Source organism: Christiangramia flava JLT2011 (assembly GCF_001951155.1).
In the GTDB taxonomy this organism is placed as follows: Bacteria; Bacteroidota; Bacteroidia; order Flavobacteriales; family Flavobacteriaceae; genus Christiangramia; species Christiangramia flava.
The window spans coordinates 1638952-1663824 of the sequence record NZ_CP016359.1; the positions used below are offsets into that span (position 1 = coordinate 1638952).

Genomic DNA, 24873 nt, shown 5'->3' on the forward strand with positions numbered 1-24873 from the left:
TTTAATTGATGTGTGATTTGATCAGGTTGGTTTGTTCATGGAAAATGGTTTCCATGACCGCGATGATCCCACCATACAGGCTTGAGTTGGGCCCGAGTGTGGACAGCGCAATATTTGTTCTTTCTTTCAGCTGCATCATACAGTAAGTGTTCATGGCCTGCTGCACGGGAGTGGTGATGAACTGCCGCGCATCGGCGATCTTTCCTTCCAAAATGATCAGTTCCGGGTTGAAGATCTGAACGAGGATGGAAATTCCCTTTCCAAGCTGAATGCCTATTTCTGAAATGACGTTAATGGCGAACTGGTCGCCTTTATTGGCAGCTTCGATGATCACCTGTGGTTCCAGGCGATCGTATTTATTTTTCAGTAATTCGTTAAGCAGGGAGGTTTCTCCTGCATCCAGGCCTTCCTTGGCCTTTTTCACCAGCGCCAGGCCGGAAGCTTCGGTTTCCAGGCAGCCTCTTTTTCCACAGTGGCAAAGCTGGCCGTCTTCGGTCATGGGAATATGCCCGAATTCCCCGGCAAATCCCGAAGAGCCGGAATGCATTTTTCCGCCCATGATGATGCCCAGGCCAATTCCCCAGTCCATAGAGATCACCAGCACATCCTGCCGATTCTTGGCAAGCCCATAGCGAAATTCAGCAAGACAGGCACTTTTGGCATCATTCAGAATTGCCACCGGTTTTTTGAAAGTTTTCTCCAGTTTATTCTGAAGTGACTCCGGTTCCTGGTCGCTGAGGTAATAAGTGAAGTTTTTACCTTCTTCCGTAGAAACCAGGCCGGGCATGCTAATTCCCACACCCATGATTTTATCCTGGCTGATTTCTGAATCTTTGATAAGGTCCTGGGAAAGTTCATAAAGGTCATCCACGATATTGGCTGAAGGGGAGATTTCCTTTTCCACATTTCGCTCGGCTACGATACTGTGATTGTTATCGATGATGGCGAATTTGATGTTCGATCGTTCAATATGAATGCTCAGGACAAAAAACAGGTGTTCCCGCAACCCGAAAAGATCGGGTTTTCTTCCTCCATCTGATTTTCCCTGGCCTTTCTTGACAACGATATCGGCCTCTTTTAACTGGTTGATCAATGCCATGGAGGTTGGGAGACTTACATTGAATTTGTTGCAGATATCTGCATTGCTCGTCTCACCATTCAGAAACAGATGCTTGATAATCTTAATTTTCTGAAGGTATTTTTTTCTTTCCACATTGCTGATCCCGGCCAGTTGTTCATCTTTAACCAGGAAATCCTTTAAATCTTTTGCCATAAGCTGCTGTAATAGTTCAATAATTCATGAAAGCATTAAAAACTATTAAAATATAGATTTTAAAAGAAAGTGTCTAACGAGAGATTAAAAATAGATAAAAAAACTTCTAAAATAAAAACTTAACTAAAAATTTTATAAAAGATTTTTTATTTGGTTAAAATTTATACTTTTATAATTCTGAAACATATTATGTTGGTTCAAACTTCTTTAAAAAGGTATCTGTCTCTGGATGTGCTTCGCGGCCTCACTATTGCTTTAATGGTCGTCGTGAATACTCCAGGAAGCTGGTCTACTATCTATGCGCCCTTTGAACACGCGCCCTGGCATGGTTTCACACCCACTGACCTTGTTTTTCCTACCTTCCTGTTCGTGGTTGGAAACGCCATGAGCTTTAGCCTGAAAAAATATGAAGCTGCCGGAGAACGTGCTTTCTGGCAAAAGATTCTGAAAAGGAGCCTGCTGATCTTTTTAATTGGTCTTTTATTAACGGCCTTTCCGCTGGTTACGCGAACCGAAGAAGGGATCGTGTGGAAAGATTTTACTGAAATGCGTATTATGGGCGTGCTTCAGCGGATCGCGCTTTGCTATTTTTTCGCGTCGATCATCATTCATTATTTAAAATCTCGTGGCGCCCTGGCACTTTCAGTATTCTTCTTACTGGCCTATTGGGGAATCATGTGGTTTTTCGGGACTCATCCTGATCCATATTCGCTTCCGAATAACGCGGCCTTAAAATTTGACCTGCTGGTTTTTCCGAAGGAGAATCTATGGAAAGGCTTCGGGCAGTCTTTTGATCCGGAAGGATTGCTCAGCACCCTGCCGGCAATCGTAAACGTCATAGCCGGTTACCTCTGCGGAAGATTCATTCAGAAAAACCCCAAAAAGATCAAGCTTGTCGTGAGTTTGCTATGCATGGGAGTGATCTTGCTGGGAATTGGAAAATTCTGGAATATTTTCTTCCCTATAAATAAAGGAATCTGGACGAGTTCCTTTGTGGTTTATAGCACCGGCTGGGATCTGCTCCTTATCGCGCTGCTCATTTTTATAACCGAAATTGCGAAGATATCCAGGTGGACCTATTTTTTCCAGGCTTTCGGAAGGAACCCGCTTTTCATTTTTATCATGTCTGGCGTGCTCATCAAATTGCTCAATTTCATACAGATCAATGGAGAAAGCCTGAAGGCGATCATCTATCGCGAAGTCTTCCAAAGCTGGCTGGATCCATACAATGCATCTTTATTATTTGCCTTATCTTTCATGCTGTCGCTGTGGTTGCTTGGATATGTGCTCGACAGAAATAAAATTTACATCAAAGTTTAAATACGATATCGATAATGTTCTCAAAAAAGATCTTTTTCCTTGGTTTTATCATGCTCGCTTCCGGCCTGTTTGCGCAACAATCCGGCACGGTAGAGCCTGAATTCCTGAAGTTCACCAATAGCAAATGGGTAGATTCCATTATGAAGAAGCTGTCGCCAGACGAGCGCGTAGCCCAGCTCATCATGGTTGCGGCCTATTCCAATCGCGGCGAGGAACACCGCCAGGAGATCCTGAAACTGATCGAAGAACAAAAAATTGGCGGACTCGTTTTTTTCCAGGGAGATCCGGTGAGTCAGGCAAAACTGATGAATGATTATCAGCTTGTGAGCGAAGTTCCACTATTGGGCGCCATTGATGCGGAATGGGGACTGGGCATGCGCCTGGACGGCACCATAAGCTACCCGTTCCAGATGAGCCTGGGTGCGGTTCAAAATGATTCTCTTTTATATGAAATGGGGCAGGAAGTGGCCAGGCAGGTGAAACGCAGCGGTTTGCATATCAACCTGGCGCCGGTGGTAGATGTGAATAACAATCCGGGCAACCCGGTGATCAATTTCCGTTCGTTCGGGGAAGACCGCGAAAACGTTAGTCGGAAAGGCATTGCGTATATGCAGGGAATGCAATCTGAATATATCCTTACTACTGCAAAACATTTTCCGGGACATGGAGATACCGATACCGATTCCCATTTGGCTCTCCCACAGATCAACCATTCGCGCCAAAGACTGGATTCTATTGAAATGTACCCATTTCGGCAAATGATCCGCGCGGGAATTGGCGGGGTAATGGTCGCCCACCTGGACATTCCTTCACTGGATTCCTCCGGCGTGCCTTCCACCCTGTCTAAAAAGATCATCAGCGACATCCTGAAGGACAGCCTCGATTTTCGCGGAATTGTGATCACAGATGCCATGAATATGAAAGGTGTCACCAAGGGCAAGGAACCGGGGGTGGTTGATGAAGAAGCACTGGTAGCCGGAAATGACCTGCTGGAATTTACGGAAGACGTGCCGCGAGCGATCAGCGAGGTACGAAAGGCAGTTAAAAACGGACTGATCTCACAACAACAGATCGATAACAGACTTCGGAAGGTACTCGCTTTAAAACAATGGGTGGGGCTCGACAAATATGAGCCAACTTCGATCGAAAATATGATGCAGGACCTGAACAATCCACAGGCTGTTTATCTCAATCACCAGTTGGCCGAAGCATCGGTAACGCTACTGAATAATGAGCTTTTGCCATTGCGAAGGCTGGATACGCTGAAAGTGGCAAGTATTTCAGTAGGAGCAGAGAAGCAGACCGAATTTCAGGACTACCTGGAACTCTATACCGAAGTTTCCCATTTTCAACTCCCGGCTGATGCTGGAAAAAAGCAAATTGATTCCATAAAAGAGCAATTGGAAAATTACAACCTGGTCATTTTAGGGCTGCACGATCACAGTAAATTTCCGCGGAACACGATCCAGTATTCCGAAGAAAACAGGGAATTCCTGAAGTCGGTTTTTCAGCAGAAGAACGTGATCACGGCACTTTTCAAAAACCCGTATACGATTAATGATCTCGAAAATATCGAAGATTCGCCGGTTTTGATCGCTTCCTACCAGGATTCCCAAATCACCGAAGAAGTTGCGGCACAGCTCATTTTCGGCGGAATTGGCGCCAGCGGGAAACTTCCAGTAAGCATCGGCCAAAAGTTTCGCGCAGGAGATGGAATTTCTATTGACGGAATTGGACGTTTTCAGTATACCGTTCCCGAAGCTGCCGGGATGAATTCAGAAATACTGGTACCCCAGATCGATTCGCTGATGCAGGACGCCATCAGCCAGAAAGCGATTCCTGGCGGCGTGGTCCTGGTCGCGCGGAACGGAAAAGTGGTTTTTCATAAGGCATACGGCCTTCATAGTTATAGCGACACCATACATGTTGAAAAAGACGATTTGTATGACCTGGCTTCGGTTACCAAGATCTCTTCAGCTTTGCCCGCGGTCATGCAGCTTTATGATCAAGGGAAATTTGACCTGCAGGCGGGGATCGACGATTATCTTCCGTATTTCAAAAATTCGAATAAAGCCGGGGTTCCTTTCCGGCAGATCCTGGCGCACCAGGCACGTTTCAAACCCTGGATTCCATACTGGCAGAATACGCTTCGGAAAAATGGCAGTTTTAAATGGAATACGTTTCAAAAAGATTCTTCGGCCAGGTTTCCAATAAAGGTCAAAGAGGAGTTGTGGCTTCATAAAAATTATAAACACCAGATTTTTAAGGCGATCAAACAGTCGCCGCTGGAAAAAGAAGCAAAATATAAATATTCCGGACTCCTATTTTATCTCTTACCGTCAATCGTGGAGAACCTCACGGGTGACGAATTTCGCCACTACATACGTTCTGAATTTTATGACAGGCTGGGCGCCACAACCTTGGGTTACGAGCCAATGGAACGTTTTCAACTCGATCGCATCGTTCCCACTGAAAGTGATTTTTTCTTCCGCCACCAGGTCATTCATGGCCGGGTGCATGATGAAGGCGCGATCATGATGGGCGGGGTTTCAGCCAACGCAGGACTTTTTTCCAACGCCAATGATCTTGCGAAACTGATGCAGCTTTACCTCAATATGGGTGAATACGCCGGGGAGCGATTTATTTCCGAAGAAACCCTGAAAGAATTCAGTAAGGTGCAGTTTCCGGAGAATGATAACCGCCGTGGTCTTGCGTTTGATAAGCCAAATCTCGAGTACATCGGGGAAGACAACAATACCGCGAAAGACGCCAGCAGTGACAGTTTTGGGCATACCGGTTTTACCGGAACGATGGTCTGGATGGATCCTCAGGAACAACTGTTGTATGTTTTTCTTTCCAACCGGGTGTTGCCCACGCGCGAGAATACCAGGCTTTACCGTTTGAACACGCGCACTAAAATTCAACAGGCTTTATATGATGCGATAAAAACCGGAAAATAGGCAATATTCGGGGTGATTTAACGATTTAGTTATCAGTTGTATAGGATTGAAATTTTGCTTGGCAGATTTTCAATTAATTCTATATTTGTGCTTGATTTGCTGAATTAGACTAAAACCATCCATGAATATTAAGTACGTTTTCTTACTTTTTTCCCTAATTTTTTGCTCTTTTTTGAACGCCCAGAACCGGGTTGAAGGTTCATTGCGTGACCAGGAGAAAAATCCTGTGGCCTATGCGAACGTGATCTTGCTGGCTGAAGATTCGACCAGCGTGATCAAAGGTGTTGTTTCCGAAGAAAATGGTGATTTCCTGCTGGAGAACATCGAAGACGGAAAATATGTGATCAAGGTTTCGTTCATCGGTTTTGAAGATTATTTAAAAGCGCTGGAGGTTGATGGAAATACCAAATTGAAGAATTTTCAGCTGAAGTATTCCAGCGACGCCCTCGATGAAGTAACCATCAATGCGCGTAAACCGAAGATCACCCGCGAGGTAGACCGCATCGTTTTTGATGTGGAAAACTCCAATCTTTCCAGTGGCAACACCTGGGATGTGCTGCGAAAAGCGCCTGGAGTGATCGATAATCAGGGAAATTTGATGGTTCGGAACTCTGCTGTACAGGTTTACCTGAATGGGAATAAGATCCATTTATCAGCTTCAGAACTTAAAACGCTGCTGGAAAGCTATTCCGCAGAAAACATTAAAGCGATCGAGATCATTACGAATCCGCCGGCGAAATACGATGCTGAAGGTGGCGCCATTTTGAATATTACGACTTCCAAAGCAATTTCCGCAGGATATAAAGGAAGCCTGGAAGGGAATTATACACAGGCGATCTATCCAAAATTCCAGCTTGGAACCAGCCATTATTTCCAGGGAGAGAAGCTGGATGTTTTTGCCAATTATTCTTTCAGCCCTAAGAAACAGTATAAAAATGATGACAGCTATATCAATTTTATGCGTAACGGGCAGCTGTATTCCCGATGGGATACCGATTTTACCCGGGAAACAAACAGCCAGGCTCACAATGCCAATGCAATTTTAGATTACCAGATCAGTGAAAATAGTAAACTGAATTTTTCAGTAAACGCGAATTTCACGCCGAATACCGAGTTTGATAATTCGGTGAGGACCGAAATGAAAGATTCTCAACGACAACTGGATTCGATTTTGCTTACCGATTCTGAAGTTTTTACCGATCAGGATAACATCGCGTTGAATCTTGGATATGATACCAACTTTGAGAATGGCGCCAATCTTTCGGTCAAGACACATTACACCAAATTCCAACAGGATCGCGAGCAGTATGTGAACTCGAATTACTACGATCCTTCTGGAAATTTGCTGAATTCCATAGATTTTAATACCGATGCTACTCAGAATATCGATATTTTCACAGGGCAGATAGATTATACTACGACCCTTGGAGGTTCGGCTCTGGAAACCGGCGCGAAATTTTCAGGAATCGAATCTGATAGTCAGATCGATTATATGGATGCCGACGAAATTCAGGGTAATTTGTATGTAAATCTTTCCGATCATTTTATTTATTCTGAAAATATTTACGCGTTGTATACCAGTTTATCGCATGACTGGGAGAAGTGGAGCGGTAAGCTTGGACTTCGCGGGGAATATACCGACAGGCGTGGCGAATCGCTGGTGCTCGACCAGGTGATCAATCGCGAATATTTCCAGTTATTCCCAACGGCCTATTTGCAATATCGAGCTGCAGACGATCACAGTTTTACGCTTGATTACAGCCGAAGAATTCAGCGGCCTAGATATGAAAGCCTGAATCCTTTCCGCTATTTTCTGAATGAAACGAATTACAACGCCGGGAACCCAAATTTGATCGCTTCCATCAGCAACAATTTCAATTTGAATTATACGCTGAAGAACTCGTATTTCTTCGATTTCTATTATCGTGATAATGGGAAAACCCCGGAAAATCTTGTTTTCCAGGATAATCAGAATCTGACCCTGAGAACGGTGAGCCAGAATTTGATCAACAGCAAATCCTACGGAGTGGATATTTTTCATAGCCGGTCGATCACCAATTGGTGGTATGCACAAATGTTTACATCCTTATTTCACGAGGAAAACACGTTCCAGGCACTTGAAAGTGGCAATGTGGAAGTGACCAGGGATGTGGAAGGAATCCAGGCTTATGTTTATAATATTTTTACCCTGTCTCAGGATGGTACCTGGGAGGGAAATATGTTTGCGCAGCATTTGAGTAATTACCTGGTTGGCTCTTATAAAATGGAGCCGATGACGACTGTTTCAGTTGGAGTTCGTAAAACATTATGGAACAATCGTGCGGTGCTAACGCTGGATTTCAATGATATTTTCAATTCTACGAATACCAGGCTCACTTCAGATTATCTGAATCAAAGTAATAGTTACTTCAGCTTTATTGAAAACAGAAACGTGAAAATTGGTTTCAAATACAACTTCGGAAACTTCCGCCTGGACGATAATGAGCGCACGATTAACGAGGCAGAAAGAGATCGCTTAAATCCCTGATTTTTACTTATCAAGTATTTCTGTAATTTTGCAACCTCAAACAAACTGGTTGTGGCAAAAATTGGAAATATAGATGTAGGAGACTTCCCGTTGCTTTTAGCACCGATGGAAGATGTGAGTGACCCGCCTTTTCGCGCATTGTGTAAGGAGCAGGGCGCCGATGTGGTGTATACCGAATTTATTTCTTCGGAAGGATTGATTCGCGATGCGGCGAAGAGCACCATGAAGCTGGATATTTATGAAAAGGAACGCCCGGTAGGGATCCAGATCTTCGGGGCAAACCTGGAATCGATGTTACAATCGGTTGAAATCGTGGAAAAATCGGGACCGGATATTATCGATATCAATTTTGGTTGCCCGGTTAAAAAAGTGGTTTCCAAAGGAGCCGGCGCCGGAATTCTGAAAGATATTGACCTGATGGTTTCTCTAACCGAAGCGATGGTCAAGCACACCAAATTGCCGGTTACTGTAAAGACAAGATTGGGTTGGGACCACGATTCCATTAAAATTCTTGAAGTTGCTGAAAGGTTACAGGATGTAGGTTGCCAGGCGATTTCCATTCATGGGCGTACCCGTGCCCAAATGTATAAAGGAGAAGCTAACTGGGGGCCTATCGCTGAAGTAAAGAATAATCCAAGAATGCACATCCCGGTTTTTGGAAATGGCGATGTTGATTCTCCTGAAAAGGCAAAACTGATGCGCGACGATTACGGCCTGGATGGTGCGATGATCGGTCGTGCCAGCATTGGTTATCCGTGGTTTTTCAGAGAAGTAAAGCATTATTTTGAGACTGGTGAACATCTTCCTGCTCCAACCATGAAAGAACGCTTAGATGCCGCTAGAAGGCATTTACAAATGGCTATCGACTGGAAAGGTGAGAAACTTGGGGTATTTGAAACCCGTCGCCATTACACCAATTATTTTAAAGGAATTCCGCACTTCAAGGAATACCGAACCAAAATGGTGACCAGCGATGATTCCGTAGACGTTTTTAAAGCTTTTGATGAGGTGGAAAGAGATTTCGCCGATTACGAATTTGCGTAATTAACCGAGCGCTTTTTGACTTCTTCCCGCAGCGATGTAGGAAGCAATGAGCCCAAGAACGAAGATCGTTACGATCACAATCAGGATATTTTCCGCTTTCATTTCTACAGGATATGGCAGGCTTGGAGTGATCATCACCAGGTCAAAGTTCATTTGCAGAATGATAAGGATGATCGCTACCACAAGGCCAATCAAGCCGCCTAAGCAGGTCATTAGCATTCCTTGCATAAAGAAGATATTTTTGATCTGGCTTGGCGTTGCGCCCAGGCTATGGAGTGTTTTGATGTTTTCCCGCTTATCCAGGATCATCACGATGATCGATCCTACCACATTAAACAATGCAATAGTAAGTACAAGCGTGAAAATAAGGTAAACAAACAGGTTTTCTGAATTCAGCATTTTATTGAGCGCGTCATTCAGTTCCGTTCGGGTTTTGATCATTACTTTTCCATCGAAAATATTACTGATTTCTTCGGAAACCTGATCGGTATCAGCACCTTCCTTCAGCTTGAATTCTATAGCCGAATATTCGTCATCTTCCATATTCAGAAGGTCTCGCGCCAGTTCCATTTTCGAGAAAATATACTTGTCGTCCAGTTCCTCGTTGACACTATACAACCCGCACACGATCACATGTTTCGTGCTGAAAGCGTTCTGGATATTGGTCATGGTGATCTGGCCTTTTCCGGGTTTTGGCACCATGATCTTCAGTAAATTCTGGTAATTGTAAATACTTACATCAAGCTGCCTGGAGATCCCGTTGCCCAGAACTACCTGCGGTTCCGAATTCGTAAGCCAGTTTCCGTAAACGATCGCACTGTCGATCTGGTTCACATGGCGGTAATTCGTATCCACCCCTTTGATAAAAGCGGTGTGGTTTTTATTTCGGAAATCCAGGAACACCCGTTCCTCGATCACTTTCGTGTAGGCTTCAATATCCTGAATCTCAGAAAGCTTTTTTTGCTGTTTTTCGGAAATTTTCAACACCTTCCCGCTATCAGGAAAAGCCTTCAGGTCAGGATCAAATTCATTGGAAAAAGACAGGCTGAAGTCACGCAGTCCGGAAAATCCGCTCAAAACAATAAAAAGCGAAAAAGCGCCAGCAAAAACACCAATAGCCGCGATGACGGTGATGATGTTGATGGCGTTGCTCTTGCTTTTGGTGAAAAGGTATCGCTTGGCGATGTAGAGCGGAAACCTCAAATTATGACTTTTTGCGCTTCTGAAGTAAATCCGGGTTTTCGATCGGGTTTTCTTCTCCTTTTAAAGAACGCTCAATTCCATCAATATATTCCAGGGAATCATCGATATAAAAGTTCAGATCGGGCATTTTACGAAGCTGGTGCTTGGTGCGCTGGGCCATTTCGTGCTTGATAGCCGATTTGTTTTCCTGGATCTGTTCCAGCGTTTCCTCGGCATGTTTCGATGGGAAAATGCTCAAATAAGCTTTTGCGATGGAAAGATCTGTGGTAACACGAACTTTGGAAACTGAAATCAGAATCCCGTTCTTCCCACTATCTCTCAGCAAATTCTGCAGGATATCTGCAAGATCTTTTTGCAGCAATCCGCCAATCTTCTTTTGTCTGTTTGTTTCCATGCTACAAAAGTAAAATTTTTAAATGTCATTTACGCTATTGCTGAAAATAGCTTTAATTATGGATATTTGTTATGCAATTAAGTTGGAATGATGAAAAAAATAGAACATATAGGTATTGCAGTGAAAGACCTGGAAGCAGCCAATGAGACATACCGGAAAGTAATGGGAGCCGAACATTATAAAACGGAAGCGGTGGAAAGTGAAGGTGTGATCACTTCTTTTTTTAAGGTTGGCGAGAGTAAAATTGAATTACTGGCTGGCACTACTGAAGACAGCCCGATTTCCAAATTCATTTCCAAACGAGGGGAAGGCATTCATCACATTGCGTTCGGAGTAGATGATATACAGGCTGAAATTGAAAGATTACAGAATGAAGGTTTCCGATTGCTGAATGAAATTCCCAAGCCGGGTGCCGATAATAAGCTGGTGGCTTTCATGCATCCGAAAGATGCAAACGGCGTGTTGGTAGAATTATGCCAGGATAAAGAATAGCATTTTTTTCTTTGGTCTGTAATGGGCAATTATCTAAATTTGCCGTCCCGATACGCAAAGTATCAGGTCCCATAGCTCAGTTGGTTAGAGCACCTGACTCATAATCAGGTGGTCCTTGGTTCGAGCCCAAGTGGGACCACTTTTAAAGATAAGCCTTGCAGAGATGCAGGGCTTTTTTATTTTTGGCGGGCACAACATAGGTACAATAAGCTAATTTTCTTTTGGTTACATTTATTATCTCCAAAATCTACAACCATGAAGAAATTAGTTACCATTTTCGCAAATGGATTTACCAGATTAGAGGTTATCAAAGCGAACTCTTTAAAATCTCCAGAGAAAAATAAATACAGTAAAATTGGAGTTTTTTTAATTTTATTTATTCTTGCGACTTCTATTCTCTCTTTACAAAATTCATTTTTTCTATCCTGAATCTCCCGATAGAATTAAGAATTTAATTGTAGTATTTGCAGGGATATTTATTTCTACAGTTTTGATTACTGGATATAAACAGAGTAGAGGAAAAATTAAGTCACGCTCATACGAGTTTCAATTTAATAAGATAGATTTTAATAAAATCAATTATGAGGAGCTTAAAATAGATCAGGAAGAAATATAGGATTTCAATTTATTGATTTCAGGATATAAAGTTTCTCAAAAAATTGACTTCAAATTTAAAGCTGTTAGGGACAAAATGCCGTGTTATAGAACGCTATTTTGCCTTTTTCATTGTTTAATTCGAAATGGAATCCAAGTATTTGAAGGCGAAAAGAAAGATAGGTTTTTTTCAATGCTTAATGAAAGCTTACTTATGGATCGAGAACCTCTTAATCTCGGAACCTTTGAGTCTAGTTTTTCAACATGGAAGAAGAAAATGAAGACAAATGAATACTCCGAAGCCATTTTATTTTTCAAGCAAGTATTAAATATAAAATAATTAAAGCATAATATACAAGAACTGAATTTACTCTATTGATTAAGTGTCTTTTATGGTAATATACTTGCTGAGAAGTAAATGGCCATTCACTCATTTTTAATAACCTGAAATAGCGAATACTGTTTTGAACAGGCACCGCATGATCATCGTTAGCGTGTACGAGAAAAACTGGAGGTGTGTTGGATGAAACATTCAGCTCATTTGAGAATGCATTAACCTGCTCATCAGATGCGTTTTCTCCAAGGAGATTATTTCTGAATCCCATATGTGTGATATCCTCATCCAAGGAAATCACGGGATAAATAAGAGCGGAAAAATTGGGTCGAGCGCTTATTTGATCAGTTTCATAAATTTGAAGATCGAATTTTGTTGAAAGTGTGGCAGCAAGATGACCTCCTGCCGAAAATCCCATAACTCCAATCTAATCCTAATTGAGATTCCATTTTTCAGCATTTCGCCGGATTATTCGCATGGCTTCTTGTGCATCCTGCAAGGGCCCGTTCTCTTTGTTTTCCATGATTTCATCGCTGCAGACGGTACTTTAGAACAATCCCGGTTACCCCACAGTGAGCTATCTAGCCACTTTAAATCCTTCTTTTCAATAGCCAGATGACCATATTCGCCGCCTGGTAGAATCAGTACAGTGGTTCCATTGGGGTTTTCAGGAGAAAAAATACTTATTTCAGTTTTGGTAACCTTACTGGTGCCGGTTAGCTTTCCATTTCTCATTACAGGTTGCTCCTAGTAATTCTCGTTTACTATTCCTCCCGGAATTTGATCGGGCCACACTGGCAAAACTTTATCCTAAGCAAAAAAAAGTTCACACTGAAACAGGATTATTACCAGGATTAATAATCTTTTATTAAATATATGTCTTAGTCAAAGCCGTTTTCCAATTTATAAACTTCGCTTCCTGCGAGCAGGAAACATCCTATACCATAATCTTCAAAATCAGGAGCTTTATCGTAAGATAGTGGCTGTCCATCTTTTGGTTCTTTTCCAGTTGATTGGAGATAGCCCAAAAAACCGTTGTCATGAAGACCCTTTTCTGTCATTGCCTTCCAGCCTTTTTCAATCACGGGTAGATATTTTCCTTTGTCCAGGAGATCATTATTTACACCATAAGCCATAGCATAAACAAACAATGCGGTTCCTGATAACTCCGGTCCGCCAAAATGATTTTCATCGTGCAAACTAACGTTCCAAAATCCATCTTCACGCTGAACTTCAGTAAGGGCCTCAGCCATTGTTCTCAGATCATGGATATACTGGTCTCTGTGAGGTGCATCTTCAGGGATGATTGAAAGTACCCTGGCCAGAGCACCGGCTACCCAGCCATTTCCACGGCTCCAATAACTATCTTCACCATTAGGCTCGGTATAGGGTGGGTCAAAATCGGCATCACGCCACCATAATCCGTCTTCTTCATTGAACAATCCGTTTTCGCCTTCCTTATTACGGGTGTACATATACATTTCATACATCTTCTGGAAGTAACGAGAATCCTTTTCCAGAACTCCCATTTTAGAAAAAATTGGCATTCCCATTTGGATGGCGTCTATCCAGTTCCAGTCGCCATTTTGTGAGGTATGTAGGAATTTCTGCATACAAGCCCTGGTATTTTTCAGCTTTTCTGAATCAGGTTCCAGATTATAAAGATCAATATAGGTTTGCGCCGCACAGTAGTCATCGGCATTTCTGGTTTCGTTACCACTACGGAAGCCCCAGTCATGAAAATTTGCCCAATCTAATGCATACTGGTAATACACCTCTTTGGGATAAATTTCATGAAGCGCCATTAAGCCTTCGTAGTAAACGGCACGGGTCCAGATGTGGCTGGGACGCTCTTTATTGGTAATGATTGTTTTGCCTACATCAGGCCATTTTTGCATAAAATAATTATTGGCCAGTTGCATTTGTTTTAAAACTTGTGTACGGTCAAAACTTTCCTGTGCAATAATGCTGTAAAAACTCAATAAAAAGGTAAAAACTAAAAATGATTTTGCATTCATGTTCAAATATTAATTCTGTTTAATGAGAGGAGTTAAGGTTACTGGTCCTAACAATCCTGAGGGAGTAGGAGACCATTTAGTTGCATCAAATTTTTTATAATCCTTATCTACCATATTTATTTCATAAAAAATCTTCCATTCTTTACCTCTTTGCTCCAGATTTCTGATGCGGTTTGCAGCAAGATTAGTGACCTCAACACGAATGCTGTTCTCTCCCGGTTTTAATTCATCTATTCTAAGCTGAAATGGATTAGACCAGGCCGTTCCTATAAATTTTTCATTAATCCATACTTTAGCACTTTCACGAACATCTCCAAGCTCAAGAATCCATGCATCTGCATTTGAGTTCGGTTTTTCAAATTTCGAAGTGTAGGCTGCTGTTCCTGAAAAGGCTTCAGCTGTTTCGCTTAGTTCAACCCAGGATTCGGGCTCATCCATCCTAGAATTCTCAGGCAATTCAGGCCCTCCTTTTAAGAACTCGATATTCCAGGAATTATCAATCTCATATTTTATTGCCAATGTTTCATAATATGGCCATTCTACCAGATCTTCCGCAGGATCTGTTATAAGAAAAATAGATTCGCCAGGCAAGATTTTAGCTCTTACACTAATTCCGTTTTTCAGTTCTTGCAATTCAGCCAGGCCTTTTTCGCCGGTTTCTGGATTAAAAATTGCAACCACTTCTGAATTTACATTTAGCGGAAGGTATCCGTCAAAAGCTTTTAAAGTATGATTAACAACAAAATAGATTGTCTGGCCGTCCTTTTTCCTTCTAATAAATTTTAAGCCTGTCTCTACAAGGGTTTCAGGATAAATATTTATTTTTTTCAGGGTTGAAACAATATCTGTATCAGGTCTCGTCAGGTTTTGATTGGAGCTGATGAGTTGTTTAAGTTCTTTGTTTTTTGATTCGAATTGAAAAAGTCCAGGTATAGACTCCGGAATGCCTTTAAAAATAATACTTCCTCCTTCTTTTTTTAACTGAAGCAGTTTTTGTATAGTTTCCAGGGGCATCTTATCTGAGTCCGGAACTACAATACTTTTATAACTACCTCCCGGAAGTTGAATTTTACCATTTTTCACGGTGGCCTTCTTTATAAAATCATCAGAAATAAAATCCAGGCTATAACCCTTTTTCATCAAATCTGTGGCGGTGGTATAGAAGTCCCTTCCATATAACCATTCATTTAGGGAATGGATTTTAAATTGGAAAAAGAGCGAACCATCTAAATAATCATCCCAAACATCAAAAATCGGCCAGTAAAGCAGTAACTCGTTATCTGGTTTTCCAGATTGAAGCAGGGTCTGGCAATTAGTTAGAAAAGAAAGCATTGCCGGTGCATCTTCCCATATTGTATTTACCGGGGAAAAATTAACAGAGGCATAAAACTTCCATCCCGGCCATTTGGCCCTTTCGGGAGAATAAGTAGTACCGTGAAAGAAGATATGGTTTATCCCGTTTAATAGTAATTCTTCCGTTTCAGGTTTAGTTTGCGATAGGGCGGTTTTAAAATGGTCACGTAACCAGGTGAAACTCTCGGAGGATGTTAATGGTTTGCCTGATATATGTGCTGCAGAGGATGAGAATTTTAACATTACCGGGTCTGCATCCCCCTCCCGGATATTGTTCGCTTCTCTCCGAAGTCCTGGAATATCAAAAGGCATGGATCCAAACGTTTCACACTCGGGAATATCTGCTCCGGCATAAAGGTCAATGAGGTTACCGGGTGAACCGTGAGCCTGCAGTCGGGTTTTTAACTTTTTGCTGTGTGCCCATTCTGTCCAATCTTCTTCAAAATTGTAAAGCAACAATTCTGATATGGTCTGGCGATAATCACTCCTTACCCGGCTTGCTTTTTCATTATTTTTTTCTTCACTAATGAGCAAAGGCAAGAATGGCTTAAGATCATATCCCCGCCTATTATTAAATTCCTCAAAGAATTGAGGAGTGAAATCTGTACCATATACTTCGTAACTGTCATTAAATACTGCCCTTGGCTTATTATCCAAATGCTTAAAAGCCTCATCATAAGGCTCAATGTAATCCCGCAAAGCCTCGCTGGAATAGTGATCTAATGTAAAACCCTGACCACCAGGAGCCGCTCTTTTTACTTTTTGTCCGGTTTTACCTGCAAACACGGCGTATATAACGAAATTCTCTTTTTTTGCTTTCCAGTTAAGATGATCATCATTATTTAATATTGAAGAGAGGTCTTTATATGAGCCTTCATTGCCGTAGGCCAGTACATACAAAAGATCTGCAGGTTGTTTCTCTTTAGTAGTATCAGGAATAATTTTTTGTTTTATACGCCTGCCTTTTTCCAATTCATATTTTCTCACCACAAGTTTTGTAGCAGCATATTCTCTTTCTACCTGTGGCCCGCCATATGGCCAGCCAGTTCCAAGGACCATGTCCACTCCCATCTCAAGACTGTCTGCCAATTCAATGGTATAATCTACAATTTCCAGCCATCCCGGGGATAAATGGTCTAAAAAATTTGCTTCTTCCCCTTTAACACCATAGATGGGTGTGATCTCAACCCCGCCAATCCCTGCGCTATCAAGAGCAATAAGATTCGTTCTTATGTTTTCCTTATCTACGGCATTACCCATCCACCACCAGCGAGTCCAAGGCTTAGAAAGATTTAAATTTTCAGAAGTTTGATCACTTACATGTTGCTGCGCATATGAGTTTGGAAAACAAAACAAGCTGAGATGTAACAGGAAAATAAACTTTTTCGGAAAGTTTTTAATATTCATAGAAGAATCAATATTTAGGCTTTATTAGAAATGAAATTTATTTTCAGTAGATATTGATAAGGCTAAAATAACCTTCCCTGAGCTCAAAAATATGGTTTAAGTAAAACGTCATCAAGGACAGAAAATTAATTTAAAAACCAAATCTGTCTATCCTGTGCCGTCCTGTCGCTAAGGCTGATAAGGTTTATAATTTGAGCAGCAGTAAAGTACAGGATGCAGTAAGGGGAAGGGTAGATTAAGTTTGAGCTATATCAATTTATTGTGAATTTTATCTATTTAAAATAATAGCTGCAGGAATGAAGGTGTCTTTAACAAAATCTGGTTCAGTAATAAATCTGGCAATTTTGGCCATCTTGTTTGGATTATTAGGATGTAAAAATTCTTTGACAGATGCTGAAAATATTTCTAGCAATTCCAGGCCTAATATTATTTTGATCATTGCGGATGATGCAGGTTGGAACGATGTGGGTTACCACGGTTCAGAAATTAAAACTCCTAATATTGACAGCCTTGCAATAAACGGGATTCAGTTAAATCATTTTTATGCATATCCAACCTGCTCTCCATCCAGAGCAAGCTTATTAACCGGGATACCGGCAAGCCGAATGGGGATCGTTGCGCCAATTAGCGGTAAAAGCGAAATTTCACTGGCAGATACCATTCACACTTTGCCAAAGGTTTTAAAAGGTGAGGGATATGTCACAGCCCTGTTAGGAAAATGGCATTTAGGTCTTAGGCCGGAAAGTGGCCCTGGAGCTTATGGTTTCGATTACTCTTATGGATTTTTACATGGGCAGATAGATCAATATGCCCATACATATAAAAATGGGGATTCCAGCTGGCACGAAAATGGGAGTTTTATAGATGAAGAGGGTCATGTGACCGATCTTTTAGGTAAGGCCGCAATGAAGTATATACAACAAAAAAGTGCAGACAGCATACCTTTCTTCTTACAATTGGCTTATAGTGCGCCACATATTCCTTTGCAGGAGCCAGAGAAGTGGAAAGAAATGTATCGCGACGTGATTTTAGACAGTTCACGATTAGACTATGCTGCCGCGATGACTCATATGGACCATTCCATAGGAGAAATTCTTAAAGTGATCGGCGAAACAGGTATAGCAGATAATACGATAATAATTTTCATGAGCGACAATGGTGCCCAGGAGAGCTGGTATCCAAATACACAGTATAACGGTAAATATGGACCTAATGCTACACTGGGAAGTAACTATCCCTTTAGAGGATTTAAAATGTCTAACTATGAAGGGGGAATTAGAGTTCCGGCAATAGTCTACTGGAAAAATAAACTCTCACCCGGAACCAATAATAATTATATATCTGTTATAGACATTATGCCATCTATTTTGAACGTTGCGGGAACAAATAAAAATGTCCCCTATGTAGAAGGCAGGAATATGTGGAATGCTATTGCTGAAAATAAAAATACTAATGATTTTATATATGTAAGAGGACATTTGCAGGAAAGTATCATCAAAAATTCCTGGAAACTTATTAGAACTAGGTATTTAAATGATTCTTCGGAATTGGAACTTTATAATCTCGAAAAAGATCCAGAAGAAAGTGATGAAAAATTTGTAGATGAACCAGAATTAGTTAGTGAGCTTCAAAAATTGCTTCAGGACCAGTTTAAACAAGATGCGGAAGAAGTGAACGTAGGCTTGGAAAACTGAGAAAGTTTAAAATAATTCATTCTAAACTAAATTTTTCTTAAAAAATTCATGTTTAAATCATCAAAAAAGTAAAAAATTTAAGATTTATCCAGTACAGTACAGGATACCTTACAGGGTAGCATTAAATATATTTGAAACTATAGATTTGAATAATTTTTAATGTAATCGATTGAAAAAAGGGCTTACAAGGATTCTGATCATAAAAACTCAGTGATCTTCTTCCGGAAATCGAATCCGATTAAAAATGAGTGATAATACTGGAAAGGTTAACTAAACATTAAATTATGGAACAAAAAAAATTTTCTTTTCAGACAGCGGTATTTCTATTTACCATGGTCTTTTTTCTGAATAGTTATGCACAGCAAAACCCGGTAACCGGGAAGGTGACATCGTCTGATGGTATGCCAATACCCGGGGTGAATATTATTCAGAAAGGAACTTCGAATGGAGTGGTTACAGATTTTGATGGAATTTATTCTATAGTACTTGAGGAAGATGCAGATCAGGTACTGGTGTATTCATTTATAGGGTTTCAGTCTAAAGAAGAGGCGGTTAATAAAAGGTCTAACATAGACGTTACACTAAGTGATGGTGGTTCTCTTGATGAAGTAGTGGTTATTGGGTATGGTACACAAAAGCGAAGTGATGTTACCGGTGCCATTTCCTCCATTAGCGCGGAAAGTATTCAAGATGCCCCTCCAGTTGCGCCAGAACAAATTTTACAGGGTAAAGTCACTGGGGTGAATATCGTTCAGAATAGCGGTCAGCCCGGTGCAGCTTCCACTGTAAGAATTAGAGGGATAAGTTCTATCTCTGCGGGTAATAATCCATTATATGTTGTAGACGGGGTGCCTTTACAATTTGGTAGTGCAAATAATTCGGTTCAATTAGGATCCCAGGGAGGGACTACTGCCTTTTCTAATGAGGTGGCCAACCCTTTGAATATTATTAATCCAGCAGATATTCAAAGTATCGATGTGCTTAAGGATGCCTCTGCAACTGCCATTTATGGATCCAGAGGAGCTAATGGAGTAATTATAATTACCACTAAAAATAAAGAAGGATTAGGTGAAACAATTACTTATGATAATTATTTTGGAATAGCAAACGTTAGGGAAACCCTGCCATTTCTCTCGGCAGCTCAATACCGGGAATATGCCGAAAGCATAAATGAACCTTATCCAGACCTTGGTGCGAATACCAATTGGCAGGAGGAAATATTCAGATCGGCATTCTCTCAAAATCATAACCTTTCTTTCTCAGGAGGTTCTAAAACCACAAAATTTCGAGCTTCATTTGGTTATACCTCACAAGAGGGGGTTATCCTTTCCAATGAATTGAAAAAATATACCGGTAGGTTTAACGGTACACATAGAGCTCTGGATGACCGCTTAAGAATTGGAATAAACATGACCTATGCCAATTTAGAGGATGACAAAGTAGCAATATCTTCCAGTATAAATAATGAAGGAGGTAATATTCTGAAGGATGCTTTACGCTGGGCCCCAACATTGCCTGTTTACAATGATGATGGAAGCTTCTATCAGGTTGGAGAGCTAAGAATCAATCCGGTTTCGTGGGTGGAAGTAGAAGACCTTAATCAAACCGACTATTTCATAGGAAATACTGATGTTAAATTTGATCTTCTTGAAAGTTTGACCTTTGGTTTAAATCTAGGGTATTCCAATGAAAGAGTAGATCGCTATACTTTGGCACCAGAAACACATCCTTCTGCCGAATCTGAAGGAGGTCGTGCCTCGATAAGCAAGTTTAAAAATACCACTGCACTTATAGAAACGACTCTTAATTATGATAAGCAGATCAATGAAGATAATTATCTCAGTATGTTGGTAGGGTATTCCTTCCAGAGATTTCAAAATGAAAATACCTTTACTCAGGCGAACCAGTTTGTTTCTACGGCTACCAAATGGAATTTAATCCAGTCTGGTAATACCCTGGCCAATACATCTTTCAAAGAAGCAAACAGGTTGGCTTCTTATTATGGTAGAATTAATTATAAGCTTAAAGACAGGTACCTTTTAACTTTTACCCTGCGAAGAGATGGATCCAGCAGGTTTGGAGAAAATAATAGGTGGGGAACTTTTCCATCGGGAGCCTTCGCATATAATATTTCCAATGAAGATTTTATGGAAGGCAGTGAAATTAGTAACCTGAAATTTAGACTTGGGTATGGAATTACCGGTAACCAGGAGATTCCGAATAATCTATATAGGGAGCAACTGTCTATTAGTGGTTCTAGTGTATATGTTTTTGGAGGACAGGCCGTACCCAGTGTATTGCCTACTAACTATGCAAATCCTGATTTGCAGTGGGAAGAAACAAGCCAGTTTAATATTGGGGTTGATTTTGGAATTTTTGATCAAAGACTTACAGGAACTATTGATTATTACCAGAAACAAACGGATAATCTATTATTGAATTTTTCCACTGCTGCACCTTCTGTGGTTACCTCGCAATGGGCAAACGTAGGGGCTGTTGAAAATAAAGGTTTTGAATTTGGTATTACCGGCGATATATTTAGCAGTGATGACTTTAGCTGGACATCAAACCTTAACTTTTCTACCAATAAGAACGAAGTAAAAAGTCTTTCAAACGAAAACTTTCAACGCGATGAAATAAGAACGGTAGATGGATCGGGAGTGGTTGGCTTCCAGACAGGTATTCAAATAATTCGCCCGGGCTTGCCAATTGGTTCATTTTACGGTAGAAAATTTACAGGGCTCGATGCCGAGGGAATGGAAACTTTCCTTGACGAAGATAATGATGGGCAGGCAGATCTTCTTGTAATAGGTGATGCTAATCCTGATGTAGTATACGGCTTTAATAATAATTTTAGATTTAAGCAATTTGATGCTGCGATCAATCTTCGAGGTGTACTGGGAAATGATATTTATAATAATACTGCTGCCGAATTTTCTTACCCGGTTTCGGCTCCGGGATTAAATGTGCTGGAATCTGCTCTTACTAATGGAACCAGCAGAGAGGAACAAGCAGAGTATTCATCTAGGTGGTTAGAAGATGGAAGTTATCTTCGGTTAGATAATATGAGTGTGGGTTATACTTTTAATACAGAGAATCTCGCATTATTAAAAAAAGCTAGAATCTATATTACCGGTAAAAATCTTTTCGTGATAACAGATTACTCTGGTTATGATCCTGAAGTGAATACCAGGGCCTTTGGAGTAGACTACCTGGCTTATCCAAGACCTACTACATTCTTAATAGGAGGCAGTGTAACATTTTAATAAAATAAAGAAGTGATTATGAAAACAATTGATATAAAATTTAGGATAAAACTAATCATGGGAGCCATGGTCATGCTCGTACTGGGTTCCTGTTCGCTGGAAGAAGAGACCTATTCAATCTATACACCTGAGACATTTTATTCTAATGATTTCCAGGTACTCTCATCACTCTCCGGTATTTACAGGAACTTCGCGGGAATCACTGGGATGGGTGTTGAATATCGTACCTTAGAGTTATCTGCAGATCAAGTGGTAGTCCAGGCCAAGATCCAGGGCTGGTGGGGAGGAGATAATTTCTGGCAATTAATGGAACATGACTGGAATCCAGACCATGCTTATATTGGGGGCACCTGGGATACTTTCTTTAGAACCGTAGGGCAGACTAATGCTCTTTTAAACTCACTGGAGGGTTCTAATTTAGATGTAACCGGTCCAATTGGAGAATTGAGGTCTCTAAGAGCATATGCCTATTTCTTCCTTATGGACTTATTTGGAAATGTGCCAATATTTACTGAACCTAAAGTTGACCCGCTCAATCTGCCTACACAAAATTCTCGCCTTGAAGTCTTTGAATTTGTAACCTCTGAGCTAAAAGCTGCTGCTGAAGTTCTTCCGTCAAAATCGGAAGCTGGAAGTGATTATTATGGTAGAATAACTAAGGAAGCAGCATGGTCGTTACTGGCTACGATTTACTTGAATGCCGAAGTTTATACCGGAACCGCGATGAATGATGAAGCTGAAGAGTATGCAGATAAGGTAATTAATTCTGGAAATTATAGTCTTTTACCTAATTTCTTCGACAACTTTGTGCCAGATAACCAAAATAATGCTGAATTTATTTTTGGAGCTGTTTATTCGCCGGATGTCGCCGGTGGAATAGGGCATCCATTAGTTCAAAAAGTTCTTCCTGGTATCTCGGGTGGTTTATTTGGATTGCCTTATACCCCGCAAAATGGTTTTGCAACCCGACCTTCTATTTATAATGCCTATACCGATGAGGATATAAGAAAGGATGTATTTATTGGTTATGGCCCTCTCATTGATCCTCGAAATGGAGAAACCGTGATGGTAGAAAGGATCGTGCCAGATAATAATTCAGCTCTTTATGTTCCCGGAGTTTCCAGTGAAGGCCCTGTGCCTTACGAAATAATCCCGGCTACCGGTATTAGAAGTCAGCCTATGAATGCAGGTTTAAAATGGATAAAATGGCAACTTGATCCTAATACCCAGGGAGGAAATGCAGGTAATGACATCGCTTTTATTCGCTACGCAGATATTCTATTAATAAAAGCAGAAGCAATGGCAAGACAGGGAGACCTTGAAGGAGCCAAGGACTATGTTAATATGGTTCGGGAACGAAGCAATGCAGAGCCTTTCACCTCTATTACCTTAGAAGATATTCTTGAGGAAAGGAATCGCGAGTTGGCTTTTGAAATGACCCGAAGAAGGGATTTAATAAGATTTGGGAAGTTTACTGACGCCTGGGAATGGAAACCTGCTTCTGAGCCTTTTAGAACCATGTATCCTATACCACAGTCAGCTCTTAATGCTAACCCGAATTTACAGCAGAATCCCGGTTATTAATAATTGAATTAGTTTTTATATAGTTTAGTTGGATTGTGAAAAAGGGCCGTTTTTTAAAGGCCCTTTTTTGTTTCAAAATTATAAATATGAAAAATAAAAAATCAGTAAGTAAAAAGTATAAAACCTTCAAAGGGTTAATGCTCGTAAGTCTTGGTGTTATTGTTCTTGGATTTACCCAGTTCTCCTATTGCCAGGTGATTGAAGGGAAGGATTATTCTTCAAGATCTGATGTTGATCACACGTTTGACATGGCTGGAGAAGATATTTTTGGACAACGTTTCCCTTCTGAAAATTTCACTTATCCCGATAAAGTGACCGGAATTAACGTTAATGCCCTTACTACATCAAGGCACAATAGCTCAAAAATGTACCAAACGCATCCTCAATGGACTGCTGATGGTAAGTATATTATATTCTCCTCTAATCGTACTGCGCAGGAAGGAAAAGGTAGGCAATATTATGCAGTATCCATGGAAAATTATGAGATCGTACAGATCACCACAGGAGATAGTGGAAGGAACTTCCACTTAGGATGGAATAGTGGAAAGGCTTATTTCATGAGAGATAATAACATTGTAGAACTGGATCTCGATCGTCTTTTAAAAGACAGTGAAAAAGATGCGGTAAATGAACCTGAAAATTATGAAAAGATTCTGGCTAAAATCCCAGACAGTATTGGTCCATCAGGAATAGGCCTGGATGCTAAAGAAACCAGGGTTTTCTATTCAGCAAAAATAGATGAAAGAACTTCTGCTATCTACAGTACCGAATTTAAGTCTGGAAAAACAGAAAAGCTAAAAGAAGTCCCTTTCCGTATAGGACATCTGCAGGCCAATCCATACGTCTCTGGAGAAGTAATGTATTGTTGGGAAACCGGAGGAGATTCTCCTCAAAGGATGTGGTATTTAACAGTTAAGGATAATGGTGACGTAAATAATCGACCAGTATTTGAAGAATCGGATACAGATTGGGTAACTCATGAAGTTTTTATGGGACCAGATCATATTTTATTCAACGTCATGGGACATCTGGACCGTTTGCAAAAAAATAAAACTGGTATTTTCTCTCTGAACCTAAGAACAAATAAACTTCAATATCACGGTCAGGCAGATGGTGGTGGATATTGGCATGTTAATGCCAGCAAGGATGGGAAATGGATCGCGGGAGATACTTTTGACGGGCGGTTGTACAGGATAAATGCTTTAGACAGTACAGACGTGAAGTTGCTCACCCAGGGGCACAGGCTGCTTAGTAAAAGTCCTTTTACCAGTGAAGCCCATATGCATCAGTCGGTTAGCCCTGATGGGAAGTGGGTACTGTTTAATTCAAGTTATTTTACTGATAATGATATAATGCTGATGCCTTTCCGGCCCGATAATACTAAATAAATTTTCAATATTCACTTTTCCA

At 40.9% G+C, this 24873-nt stretch carries 15 protein-coding genes and 1 tRNA gene; 10 read left to right on the forward strand and 6 right to left on the reverse strand.

Translation table 11 applies throughout. The features are described 5' to 3' along the window. Window position 1: 1 nt before the first annotated feature. Entirely contained in the window at window positions 2-1273 is a 1272-nt protein-coding gene (locus GRFL_RS07030) for an ROK family protein (protein ID WP_083643941.1), read from the reverse strand. Window positions 1274-1462: 189 nt separating this feature from the next. On the opposite strand from GRFL_RS07030, the gene GRFL_RS07035 reads away from it, so the two are divergent. The 4 genes from GRFL_RS07035 to dusB all read left to right on the forward strand — a co-directional run bounded on the left by GRFL_RS07035 (window position 1463) and on the right by dusB (window position 9124). After that, the gene (locus GRFL_RS07035) at window positions 1463-2593 is read left to right on the forward strand and encodes an acyltransferase family protein (protein WP_083643942.1); all 1131 of its coding nucleotides are present in this window, start codon (window positions 1463-1465) and stop codon (window positions 2591-2593) included. Window positions 2594-2607: 14 nt separating this feature from the next. Further along, window positions 2608-5553 carry a serine hydrolase domain-containing protein gene (locus GRFL_RS07040; RefSeq protein WP_083643943.1) on the forward strand — a complete coding sequence of 982 codons (2946 nt, stop codon included), beginning with the start codon at window positions 2608-2610 and terminating at the stop codon, window positions 5551-5553. Window positions 5554-5725: 172 nt separating this feature from the next. Then, window positions 5726-8080 carry an outer membrane beta-barrel family protein gene (locus GRFL_RS07045; protein ID WP_158091597.1) on the forward strand — a complete coding sequence of 785 codons (2355 nt, stop codon included), beginning with the start codon at window positions 5726-5728 and terminating at the stop codon, window positions 8078-8080. 51 nt (window positions 8081-8131) lie between these two features. After that, window positions 8132-9124 carry a tRNA dihydrouridine synthase DusB gene (gene dusB, locus GRFL_RS07050; RefSeq protein WP_083643945.1) on the forward strand — a complete coding sequence of 331 codons (993 nt, stop codon included), beginning with the start codon at window positions 8132-8134 and terminating at the stop codon, window positions 9122-9124. Here the strand turns inward: dusB and GRFL_RS07055 are convergent, their stop codons facing one another. Both GRFL_RS07055 and rbfA read right to left on the reverse strand, forming a co-directional pair. Continuing rightward, window positions 9125-10327: an ABC transporter permease gene (locus tag GRFL_RS07055; protein WP_083643946.1), complete on the reverse strand. Its 1203-nt coding sequence runs from the start codon at window positions 10325-10327 to the stop codon at window positions 9125-9127. A 1-nt stretch (window position 10328) separates the two neighbouring features. After that, window positions 10329-10721, reverse strand: a complete 393-nt coding sequence (gene rbfA / locus GRFL_RS07060) for a 30S ribosome-binding factor RbfA (protein ID WP_083643947.1) — start codon at window positions 10719-10721, stop codon at window positions 10329-10331. Between the two features lie 90 nt (window positions 10722-10811). On the opposite strand from rbfA, the gene mce reads away from it, so the two are divergent. Next, window positions 10812-11213: a methylmalonyl-CoA epimerase gene (gene mce / locus GRFL_RS07065; protein WP_083646001.1), complete on the forward strand. Its 402-nt coding sequence runs from the start codon at window positions 10812-10814 to the stop codon at window positions 11211-11213. 65 nt (window positions 11214-11278) lie between these two features. Next, window positions 11279-11352: transfer RNA gene (locus GRFL_RS07070), tRNA-Ile, on the forward strand. Window positions 11353-12121: 769 nt separating this feature from the next. Here GRFL_RS07070 and GRFL_RS07085 read toward each other — a convergent pair. The 3 genes from GRFL_RS07085 to GRFL_RS07100 form a co-directional block, all read right to left on the reverse strand. Further along, window positions 12122-12559, reverse strand: coding sequence for an alpha/beta hydrolase (locus GRFL_RS07085; protein ID WP_083643950.1), 438 nt, complete (start codon window positions 12557-12559; stop codon window positions 12122-12124). 463 nt (window positions 12560-13022) lie between these two features. Further along, on the reverse strand, window positions 13023-14159 hold the full coding sequence (locus tag GRFL_RS07095; protein ID WP_083643952.1) for a glycoside hydrolase family 88/105 protein: 1137 nt from the start codon (window positions 14157-14159) through the stop codon (window positions 13023-13025). Window positions 14160-14168: 9 nt separating this feature from the next. Next, window positions 14169-16919, reverse strand: coding sequence for a glycosyl hydrolase (locus GRFL_RS07100; RefSeq protein ID WP_083643953.1), 2751 nt, complete (start codon window positions 16917-16919; stop codon window positions 14169-14171). A gap of 296 nt (window positions 16920-17215) precedes the next feature. Here GRFL_RS07100 and GRFL_RS07105 point away from each other — a divergent pair, with 296 nt between their 5' ends. The 4 genes from GRFL_RS07105 (at window position 17216) to GRFL_RS07120 (ending at window position 24851) form a co-directional block, all read left to right on the forward strand. After that, window positions 17216-18613, forward strand: coding sequence for a sulfatase-like hydrolase/transferase (locus GRFL_RS07105; protein ID WP_083643954.1), 1398 nt, complete (start codon window positions 17216-17218; stop codon window positions 18611-18613). 284 nt (window positions 18614-18897) lie between these two features. After that, the gene (locus tag GRFL_RS07110) at window positions 18898-21879 is read left to right on the forward strand and encodes a SusC/RagA family TonB-linked outer membrane protein (RefSeq protein ID WP_083643955.1); all 2982 of its coding nucleotides are present in this window, start codon (window positions 18898-18900) and stop codon (window positions 21877-21879) included. A gap of 18 nt (window positions 21880-21897) precedes the next feature. After that, entirely contained in the window at window positions 21898-23463 is a 1566-nt protein-coding gene (locus GRFL_RS07115; RefSeq protein WP_083643956.1) for a RagB/SusD family nutrient uptake outer membrane protein, read from the forward strand. Between the two features lie 86 nt (window positions 23464-23549). Next, window positions 23550-24851, forward strand: coding sequence for a PD40 domain-containing protein (locus tag GRFL_RS07120; protein ID WP_083643957.1), 1302 nt, complete (start codon window positions 23550-23552; stop codon window positions 24849-24851). The last annotated feature ends 22 nt before the right edge of the window (window positions 24852-24873 follow it).

Coding starts and splice junctions, on each gene's coding strand:
- GRFL_RS07105 (WP_083643954.1), top strand. CDS start 17,216: ATGAAGGTGTCTTTAACAAAATCTGGTTCAGTAATAAATCTGGCAATT.
- GRFL_RS07085 (WP_083643950.1), bottom strand. CDS start 12,559: ATGGGATTTTCGGCAGGAGGTCATCTTGCTGCCACACTTTCAACAAAA.
- rbfA (WP_083643947.1), bottom strand. CDS start 10,721: ATGGAAACAAACAGACAAAAGAAGATTGGCGGATTGCTGCAAAAAGAT.
- GRFL_RS07095 (WP_083643952.1), bottom strand. CDS start 14,159: ATGAATGCAAAATCATTTTTAGTTTTTACCTTTTTATTGAGTTTTTAC.
- GRFL_RS07040 (WP_083643943.1), top strand. CDS start 2,608: ATGTTCTCAAAAAAGATCTTTTTCCTTGGTTTTATCATGCTCGCTTCC.
- GRFL_RS07110 (WP_083643955.1), top strand. CDS start 18,898: ATGGAACAAAAAAAATTTTCTTTTCAGACAGCGGTATTTCTATTTACC.
- GRFL_RS07120 (WP_083643957.1), top strand. CDS start 23,550: ATGAAAAATAAAAAATCAGTAAGTAAAAAGTATAAAACCTTCAAAGGG.
- GRFL_RS07115 (WP_083643956.1), top strand. CDS start 21,898: ATGAAAACAATTGATATAAAATTTAGGATAAAACTAATCATGGGAGCC.
- GRFL_RS07035 (WP_083643942.1), top strand. CDS start 1,463: ATGTTGGTTCAAACTTCTTTAAAAAGGTATCTGTCTCTGGATGTGCTT.
- GRFL_RS07030 (WP_083643941.1), bottom strand. CDS start 1,273: ATGGCAAAAGATTTAAAGGATTTCCTGGTTAAAGATGAACAACTGGCC.
- GRFL_RS07100 (WP_083643953.1), bottom strand. CDS start 16,919: ATGAATATTAAAAACTTTCCGAAAAAGTTTATTTTCCTGTTACATCTC.
- mce (WP_083646001.1), top strand. CDS start 10,812: ATGAAAAAAATAGAACATATAGGTATTGCAGTGAAAGACCTGGAAGCA.